This is a genomic window from Oleiphilus sp. HI0061, assembly GCF_001635675.1.
This window is the reverse complement of record NZ_LWFE01001352.1, coordinates 1-1,033: the sequence shown is the minus strand read 5'-3', so window position 1 is coordinate 1,033 and position 1,033 is coordinate 1. Positions and strand designations below refer to the sequence as shown.

Sequence of the window (1,033 nt, the reverse complement as noted above, 5' to 3'; positions counted from 1 at the left end):
CCCATAGACCTACTACACCGTGTACCGAGATTGCACCAACAGGATCGTCAAGCTTAAGCTTATCAAGTGTTACGATTGAGAATACTACGATAACACCACCGATCGCACCAATGATCGTTGCTAGTAGTGGAGAAGGATCAGCAGGCTCTGCAGTGATCGCAACCAAACCTGCTAGTGCGCCGTTCAATGCCATTGTAAGGTCAGCCTTACCGAATAGAATACGTGCAACGATCAATGCAGCGATCAAACCACCTGCCGCAGCAGCGTTAGTGTTCAAGAATACGCTTGCTACTTCGTTAGCTACTTCGATACCACCCAGTTTAAGAGTAGAACCACCGTTGAAACCGAACCAGCCCATCCACAGTATGAATGTACCTAGCGTTGCTAGAGGAAGGTTCGCACCTGGGATAGCGTTAACCTGACCGTTAGCACCGTACTTGCCTTTACGAGCACCTAGCATGATAACACCAGCCAATGCTGCTGCAGCACCTGCCATGTGAACGATACCTGAACCAGCGTAATCGCTATAGCTACTGAGGTCGTACATACCGAACACAGAGTTACCACCCCAAGTCCAGCCACCTTCCATTGGGTAGATGAAACCCGTCATAACAACTGCGAATGCTAGGAAAGCCCAAAGCTTCATACGCTCAGCAACCGCACCCGATACGATAGACATTGCCGTTGCAACGAATACGACCTGGAAGAAGAAGTCAGAAGCGCCTGAGTAAACAGAGTCACCGCCGAAGCCGTTTTCAGCAGAATCTGCTAGAGCTTGAGCAACGTCTATAGTTGCAACGCTGTCAGTACCTGATAGGAAGAAGCCGCCGCCATACATGAACTCGTAACCACAGATTAGGTACATGGTGCATGATACTGCAAACAGTGCAACGTTCTTGGTTAGGATCTCAGTGGTGTTCTTGGCGCGAACCAAGCCTGCTTCCAGCATGGCAAAACCTGCTGCCATCCACATAACTAATGCGCCGCACACCAAGAAATAAAAGGTGTCCATTGCATACTGCAATTCATAAAT

General features: G+C 49.1%; 1 protein-coding gene. It reads right to left on the bottom strand.

Annotation, left to right across the window (positions count from 1 at the left end; genetic code table 11):
* Nucleotides 1-1,033 (bottom strand): ammonium transporter (locus A3735_RS21325; RefSeq protein WP_068638594.1); only part of this gene is annotated, 1,033 nt, incomplete at both ends.